Here is a 7,511-nt window from a genome sequence, read left to right on the forward strand (position 1 = left end):
GGAGCGCGCACAATAAACCCAAACCGCCGAAGCGATTCTTAGAGCCGGTGGGAGTTCACGCTCCCTTCGGCTCGTCTAGCATTATACGCACATTCCATTCGTTCGCAAAGGTCTTTCAACCTATCCGAACAAGCCGATATCCTCATGGGCAAAACCGTCCGAGAAGCTCCTCACCACTCCTACCGATTCATATCGCGCTCGACCGCATCCCATTCGGCCAACGAGGCGGCATAGACTTCGCTGAGATAGTTCGTTGAGAAATAGTACACGTCGCCGTTGGAAGCCGTTGTCTGGCCGATGTCGGGGTACTCGCCCGATTCCCGCACCGTATCCCAAATGCGAGTCACCTCGCGGGCATCCATGCTGAACGGCTCGTTTTCCAAACTGGAGGCAGCAAGCGGACGTGGATAGACGCGCGAATCCTCACGCACGCAGTCCACGAACGTGACCGTCCGATTATCCTCGGCAGCCAGAAATGCCCAGTGCGCATAGGAATCGGTCATAACCGAGCGGTCGTAGAGGTAGTAGCTGTGCGCACCCACTAGCGCCACTACCTTCGCACAATCGATAGTACGCTCGATCGGCTCGGCATCCTCGTCGGGCACGAGCACGTACTCGCCTTCCAGCTCCACCAGCTTGAAGCCTTCCGGAATGTTCAGGTTGGCGAAGGGGTTGGCGGGGTCGAAGCAAGCGGAATCGCTGTTTTCCGCGCCAGACGAAACGGCGCAGTCGGTACCGCCTCCGGCCGCGGGAACTCTCTCGCTTTGCTCCAGCAGGAGAGAAGGGCTGTCACTTTCCCCCGTCGCAAAATCGTCGCCACCATCGTCTCGAAAAGAGTCAGAATCGAGCGCCTCTTCGCCCAAAGCCTCGCGCAGGGCGGCGGCATCGTCGTCCTTGCCCTTGCCCTCACCCTCCGCTTCGACGAGTTTTTTCTTGCCGAACTGGGGCACGCCCACCGCCCGTGTAGCGGTGCGGTACACGGGAGCCTCTGCGGCTTCCGTCTCGGCGTACGCCGCCTGCGCCTCCTCCAGGTACTCATAGACGAGCATTTCGAATTCCTCGGGGTCTAGGTGCTCGGGCACCAAGCCTCTAGCTTCCCAGCGCGTCGGCTGCACTAAGGCGCTGACAGCAGACTGCTGGCGCACATCGTCGAACACGTTTGCAAGCGCATTGTGCTCGGCTAACACGCGAGCCGCCATCGCCGCATCGTCAGAGGAGGTTGCGCCGCGCTCGTCGACCTCTTCGCCTGCCAAAACGCCTGCCGCTTCGGGGGAAACGGGCACGTACTCGGCGGCTCCCTCCGCCCCAACCGTCTCAGCCGGGGCGCCCTCGGCTCTGTCGCGCTCCCCACTCATGAGCGGCCTGCCTCGCGCAGGGAATCCACCAAAAGCTCGACGCGGGCATCGCGCAGCGAGCAGTGCTCGCACATGGCGCAGGGAATAGAGCACTCGTCGCAAGGCACCACGGCATCCAGGTCGGCCAAGGCCGCCCCCTGGCCGATAAAGTAGTCGCCCACCAGGGCACGCACGCCCTCAGCAGCAAAATACAGGGTATGCACCTTGTCCCACGGCACGCCGTCGACCGCGTCTCGCACCTCGTCGGGCCCGATCACCAGCGCCTCGGAGAGCGTCTTCCCCTCGATCATCGAGCATACCGCGCTGGCGCACGCCGTCATAGCAAGGCAGCCGCGCGTCTTGAAGCCCGCCCTCGTAAACGTCTCGGTTTCGGGGTCGATCACGGCGAACAGGCGAAGCGCCACCTCGCCGCGCTTGGACTTGCCCACCATGCTTTGAGCGTTGAAGCCTTCGGGTGCTCCGCTGTTCTCGAAGTTGGCCACGATAGCCAAAAGCGTGTCGGAATAGCCCGTCGTACCTATCTCGACCGCGGTTTGATACACGTCTGACGTGCGAATGACGGCTCGATCGTCCGGTTCGACGTAGACGTTCCTCGACTCTCCCATAGGTGCAAGCTCCTTGTCGTCTCGAGCGCAAAAGCGAGCAACTTCATGGCGAAGCCTCGCTGCAGCACAGGTTTCTCATGCTTTTATAATCGCCGAAACGCCGCCAGCCTCATCCCCTCTTTGAGGATAAAAACGCCGTTTCACCAAGCAACTACTCGGTTTCCCCTCTTTGATATGATTGCAAGGGTAAACGCAACACTTTTTGACTGCTTCCGCAGGAAAAGCCGCAACGTTGCGTTTAAACATGCAGTGTTGCGTTTAAATTTTCTATCAACCTTCCCCTCTTTCCCGAAACCGAAAGATACAAATCTGCCATCCTCGGTAGAAATTGATTACAATGGGTGGCATGCAAACGATGACACAGAAGATGAGCGACGTCCTGCGAACCCATATGCCACTGTGGCCCCTTATCGTAGGGCTTGCTTTCGGTCGCGCGGGCTTGATCGTCGCGAGCTATGGCAGCTATACCAGCACCGACGAGGGCATCTTTACCGACGGAGCCATGCTGGCCGCCCTTGCTGGTTTGGCCGTATGCCTCATTGCCCTCATCGCAAGCAAAGCAACCTTGAGCAAGCGCATCACGAACAACCTTATGCGCGTCTGCATCGTGTTGGAGATGCTCTGCCTGCTTGCCCTGGCCCTGTTGGAGCTTTTTCCCGATAGCCAAACCGTACTGCGCTTCACCCTCAGCGCACTCTGCACCTTCGTTTCGTCGGGTGCCATCTTCTACTGGCTGCGGCGCGCCCGCGGTACCGGCACGACAGCGGCGGCTATCCTGGTATTCATATCGCTTATCATCAGCGAAGTGGAGATCTACCTGTGCAGCCTCATGCCCATCGTGGTGGGGAACACGACTGCCGCCGTGCTGGTATTGGTGCAGTTCCCCTGCATGATCTGGGCACGCAAGAGAACGCAACCTTATGCCCTCGCGTCACCCACCCAAGCAAACGATTACTTCAGCTTCACGAAAACCATGATCCAAAGCAAGCAGTTCCTTGCAGCAACCGCCGTGGGCATCGGTTTCCTGTCCATCGTGATCGGGTTTCTGCGCGGCTACCCTACCGGCGAGGCTATCGCGTTCTCGCCAGCAACGCGGGCAGCCTATGCCCTGCTCACCGTTGGTATCTCCCTCGTCGTTGTCATCCTGGTACTGAAAGGGCGGCAGCGTGTGCTCACGGTAGGCGCTTTCTTGGTCATGGAGCTGCTGGCTTGCGCAGCACTGGTCGCCTACGCCGCTTTCCCCGATGCCCTGGACATCGGCGCGGTGTTCACCACGACCCTGAACGCCTTCATGGTGGCATTCACCTGGTACATCGTCATCGCGTTCATGAGCTTTGGCTGGCGCGACCCCTACTATTATGCCATCTCCGGCTGGCTGGTATGGCTCGGCTGCCGCGCCGTGGCACGCGTGGCGCTGCTCCAGGTGTACGGCCTCTCCATCAACGATTTGCTGGTCTGCGCGGTCATGGGCGCGTTGGTGGTGGTGTCGACGCAGGTCATCTTCGTGCAATTTCTCTCTATCGCCCGCCGCAGCGCCGAGGAGAAAGAGGAGCAGAGCCAGCAGCGCGAAAGCAAGCTGGCGAAGATCATGGGCTTGGACGAGCATGAGAATCTGTCCAGCGTGCGCCAAGCGTCCATGGAGCACAACGCCGAGGAAATGGGCAGGCAGTTCTTGTTGTCCGAACGCGAAATCGAAGTGCTGTCGCTGTATGCGCTGGGCTACACGCAAAAGCGCGTGGCGGAAGAGCTGTTCATCACGCAAGGCACCGCGCACGCCCACATCAAGCGCATCTACGCAAAAACCGGCTTGCATTCCCGCCAAGAAATCTTAGACTACCTACAGCAACATACATCGTAGAACGGGATGACGAGCGCATACCGCTGGTCCGCCAAAGCCAGCAAGGCTCATCCCCGTTCGGTAGAACGGGGACTAGAAATGCTTCATTTCGACAGCGATTACCTGGAGGGTGCCCATCCGGCCATCCTCGAGCGGCTTGCCGCCACGAATCTCGACCAGACCGCAGGCTACGGCACCGACGAGGTGTGTGCGGCGGCACGCAAGCGTATCCGCACTGCATGCGCTTGCCCCGATGCGGCCGTATACTTCCTCACCGGAGGCACTCAAGCCAACGCCATAGTGGCCGACCAGCTGCTCCGCCCTTGGGAGGGCGTCGTGTCGGCCGACACCGGGCACATCCACACCCATGAAGCCGGCGCATTAGAGGCTTTCGGGCACAAGGCGCTCCCCCTGCCGCACCAGCACGGCAAGCTGGTCGCTGCCGATGTGCGCGCCTACTGCGAAGCGTACTGGGGCGACGCGAACCACGAGCACGTCGTGGCACCGGGCGTCGTGTACATCTCGCATCCCACCGAGTACGGAACCATCTATTCCCTGGCGGAGCTGGAAGCGCTGGCCCAGGTGTGCCGCGACTTCGACATGCGCCTGTTCATGGACGGCGCACGCCTGGGCTACGGGCTGGCCGCCACCGGAGCGGATGTCACGCTGCCCGACATCGCACGGCTCTGCGATGCGTTCTACGTCGGTGGCACGAAGGTAGGTGCCCTGCTCGGCGAGGCCGTGGTGTTTACGCGCCCAGGGCTGGACGACCACTTCTTCACGAACATGAAGAAGCACGGCGGCTTGCTGGCAAAGGGCCGCATTCTGGGCCTGCAGTTCGACGTGCTGTTCGAAAGGGAGCAGAACACCGACGATGAGTCTTCGGGCGCAGAGACGGGCATCCGCTACACCAGCATCGCCCGCCACGCGGTCGATCTGGCGCAGCGCCTCGCGGAAGGCTTTCGCGCACAAGGATACGAGCTGGCCATGGACTCGCCCACAAATCAACAGTTCGTGATACTCGACGACGAAGCAAAGGAGCGCCTGTCCCAGCATGCGTCGTTCAGCTACTGGGAGCGCACCTTTGACGGACGCACCGTCGTGCGTTTCGCCACCAGCTGGGCCACGAAACCCGAGGCAGTAGACGAGCTGATCGCGCTGCTCTGACGCCAGGCGAACCACCGCATTTCCGCACAAGGGGCATCGAAAAACCCTGCGCAGCGCACAAGCCTATAAGAAAGCGAATATCGACGAGGGGAAGTCGATATTCGCTGCTCAGAATACTTGTTCAAATTTCAAAGCTTTCGATGCGGCCTCTTGCCTTAGGCGCGCATCGCGCATCCAAAGACCCTCGGCAGCAGCTGATCAGCGGTACGCGCTCATCAGCGCCTCGAACGCGGGCATCGATCCCCTGATAACGTCGGAGCTGACGCAATAGCTTACCCGCACCCAACCGCCCACGCCGAAGCTGTCGGAGGGCACCAGCAAAAGCTCTTGGGCCTTGGCACGGTCGCTGAACGCGCGCGCGTCCTCCTCGAGCGCTCGCACCCACAGGTAGAACGCCCCTTGCGGTTCTACGAACTCGTAGCCCAGCGCAGACAGACCCTCCGTAAGCAGCGCGCGATTGGCGGCATAAGGTGCCACGTTACTCGGAATATCAACGCAGCGCGCGATAGCACGCTGGAACAGCACCGGAGCGCAAATATAGCCCAAGGCCCGACCTGCCCCGTTCACGGCCGCGTACACCTCGGCCGCATCTTCCATAAGGTTCGACACGTATATATAGCCGATACGTTCTCCTGGCAGCGAGAACGACTTCGAGTATGAATAGCACACCAACGTGCGGGCGTATAGGTTCGGAACATACGGCACTTCGATGCCGTCGTAGACGATCTCACGATACGGCTCGTCGCTGATCAGGTAGAGGTTGCGCCCGAGCTCGGCTTCTTTAGCCGTCAGCAACTCGGCCAAACCGCGCAGGTTCTCTTCGCTGTATACCGCACCCACCGGGTTGTTCGGCGAGTTGATGATGACGGCACTGGTCTTCTGCGTGATGGCAGCAGCAAGCGCCTCGAGGTCGATCTGAAAATCGGGCACGTGAGCCGGCACTTCCACGCACGTGCAACGGGCAGATTCGATCCACACCTTGTACTCGGGGAAGTACGGCGAGATCACAACGACCTCGTCGCCTGGATCGGTAAGAGCGGCGATAGAGATGGCCAAAGAAGCAGCCGCTCCAACGGTCATGTAAATGCGGTCAGCCGTAGCCTGAATGCCGAAACGGCGGCTGATGCTGTCGGCGATGGTCGCCCGCACCCCCGGATCGCCTGCCGCAGGCGAATAGCCGTGCAGTGCGGTTGCAGGCTCTCCCATAAGATCAAGCACGGCCTGCGTGATGGCATCGGGAGTGGGAACACTGGGGTTGCCGATACTGAAGTCGAACACCTTGTCGTCACCGATTTCGGCCTTGCGTGCCATGCCGTACGCGAACAACTCGCGAATCGCCGAAGGCTCGTTGCCCAGCCCGAACATCCTCTCGTTCACCATCATCGCTCCTTGTCTCCTGCTTCGTCTTGAAAACAGCGTAGCACAACATTTTGCAGGAATTCGATCAACCCCCTGAGGTTTCGGTCAACCCTTTATTTATCAGTTTGGTATTCGTTTGCGCTCTAATTGCAATCAAGTTTGCAACAATTCGGTAAAATCTCTCGCAATATGAACCATGTTCATTTATAGTAGTCGTATTGCAAGGCGAAAAGACGTTCAACCGACTGCTGGTGCTTTTGCATACCTTTGGGCCAGCTCCACTCATCCAGGGAGATACACATGAAACAACTTATCAATACCGCGCTCGCCTATCTTATTGCGGGAGCAGTAGCTGGCGTGTTCTTCCGTGAGTTCACTAAGATCATGGGATTTGACGGCGTGTCCGCGCTCGGGTTCATGCACGCGCACCTGTTGGCGCTAGGTTTCTTGGTGTTCCTCATAGCAACGCTGTTCGCGCTCGCAGACGACTACACCGGAGATAAGCTGTTCAAGCCGTTCTACATCGTCTACAACGTCGGCCTGGTGGTTACCGTCGGCATGATGCTCGTACGCGGCGTGGCTCAGGTAACCAACACGTACCTGCCTCTGCCCGATGCGGCGCTGTCCGGCATCGCCGGCATCGGACACATCATGATCGGCGTAGGGCTGGTGCTGCTGGTGGTCATGTTCAAGCGCGTCGTAGACCGCAGGATCGCCGGAAACCGAGCGCAGGCCTAAGCGCACAACAGAACTCGCCGCATCAAGGCGGCGGAAAGTTCATCTTCTCCTCGTACCTGCCCTGCGGCCCGCGAAAGCGGGCCGCTTCCCTTGTTCCCCGCGCTCGATCCCAAACGCCTCTGCCCTAGGGGCAGACTTCAAACCTCACCTGAGGATAATAGGGCAACGAGCCTCGTCCAAAGGCTCCTTTCACCTGCAGATTCGCTTCACGCCTTAGCGCCCAAAAGCAAATTCAACTGCCTCTTCATCTTTTTTGCACGGCAAATGCACCTTGAGCCTCTCCTAGGGACAAGGTGTACGCTTGCTTTGGCCAGCATCTAACTAGGGGAAACGGATGGTGCAGCAGCACCCGTAATGCGTGGTGCCTCGGCCGAAAACCAAAAGAGAAACGACCAAGGAGGGAGAATAACATGGCTCGTAAAAAAGCCGGCATCGTCGTGGGTACGACGG

The 7,511-nt window shown here is 59.6% G+C and carries 6 protein-coding genes; 3 read left to right on the top strand and 3 right to left on the bottom strand.

Going from position 1 to position 7,511, the window contains the following annotated elements; translation table 11 throughout:
* Positions 1-179: 179 nt before the first annotated feature.
* Together RR842_RS10235 and RR842_RS10240 are read right to left on the bottom strand one after the other, a co-directional pair.
* Positions 180-1,355 carry a hypothetical protein gene (locus tag RR842_RS10235; RefSeq protein WP_332729674.1) on the bottom strand — a complete coding sequence of 392 codons (1,176 nt, stop codon included), beginning with the start codon at positions 1,353-1,355 and terminating at the stop codon, positions 180-182.
* Positions 1,352-1,960, bottom strand: coding sequence for an iron-sulfur cluster assembly scaffold protein (locus tag RR842_RS10240; protein WP_332512452.1), 609 nt, complete (start codon positions 1,958-1,960; stop codon positions 1,352-1,354). Before RR842_RS10240 ends, RR842_RS10235 begins: the two co-directional genes overlap by 4 nt.
* A 346-nt stretch (positions 1,961-2,306) precedes the next feature.
* Here RR842_RS10240 and RR842_RS10245 point away from each other — a divergent pair, with 346 nt between their 5' ends.
* Together RR842_RS10245 and RR842_RS10250 are read left to right on the top strand one after the other, a co-directional pair.
* Positions 2,307-3,818 carry a LuxR C-terminal-related transcriptional regulator gene (locus RR842_RS10245; protein ID WP_332521519.1) on the top strand — a complete coding sequence of 504 codons (1,512 nt, stop codon included), beginning with the start codon at positions 2,307-2,309 and terminating at the stop codon, positions 3,816-3,818.
* A 78-nt stretch (positions 3,819-3,896) separates the two neighbouring features.
* A complete protein-coding gene (locus RR842_RS10250; protein ID WP_332521518.1) occupies positions 3,897-4,964 on the top strand; it encodes a beta-eliminating lyase-related protein in 1,068 nt (355 codons plus the stop codon).
* Positions 4,965-5,162: 198 nt separating this feature from the next.
* On the opposite strand, the gene RR842_RS10255 is transcribed toward RR842_RS10250, so the two are convergent.
* Positions 5,163-6,344, bottom strand: a complete 1,182-nt coding sequence (locus tag RR842_RS10255) for a pyridoxal phosphate-dependent aminotransferase (protein ID WP_332512456.1) — start codon at positions 6,342-6,344, stop codon at positions 5,163-5,165.
* A gap of 279 nt (positions 6,345-6,623) precedes the next feature.
* Between RR842_RS10255 and RR842_RS10260 the strand changes: the two genes are divergently transcribed.
* The gene (locus RR842_RS10260) at positions 6,624-7,061 is read left to right on the top strand and encodes a DUF2871 domain-containing protein (RefSeq protein ID WP_332512458.1); all 438 of its coding nucleotides are present in this window, start codon (positions 6,624-6,626) and stop codon (positions 7,059-7,061) included.
* Positions 7,062-7,511 lie beyond the last annotated feature (450 nt).

Source organism: Gordonibacter sp., assembly GCF_036667095.1.
Classification (GTDB): domain Bacteria; phylum Actinomycetota; class Coriobacteriia; order Coriobacteriales; family Eggerthellaceae; genus Gordonibacter.

Bases quoted from the DNA above. Each gene is read 5' to 3' on its own strand.
- RR842_RS10235 (WP_332729674.1), bottom strand. From the start codon at position 1,355: ATGAGTGGGGAGCGCGACAGAGCCGAGGGCGCCCCGGCTGAGACGGTT.
- RR842_RS10240 (WP_332512452.1), bottom strand. From the start codon at position 1,960: ATGGGAGAGTCGAGGAACGTCTACGTCGAACCGGACGATCGAGCCGTC.
- RR842_RS10245 (WP_332521519.1), top strand. From the start codon at position 2,307: ATGCAAACGATGACACAGAAGATGAGCGACGTCCTGCGAACCCATATG.
- RR842_RS10250 (WP_332521518.1), top strand. From the start codon at position 3,897: ATGCTTCATTTCGACAGCGATTACCTGGAGGGTGCCCATCCGGCCATC.
- RR842_RS10255 (WP_332512456.1), bottom strand. From the start codon at position 6,344: ATGGTGAACGAGAGGATGTTCGGGCTGGGCAACGAGCCTTCGGCGATT.
- RR842_RS10260 (WP_332512458.1), top strand. From the start codon at position 6,624: ATGAAACAACTTATCAATACCGCGCTCGCCTATCTTATTGCGGGAGCA.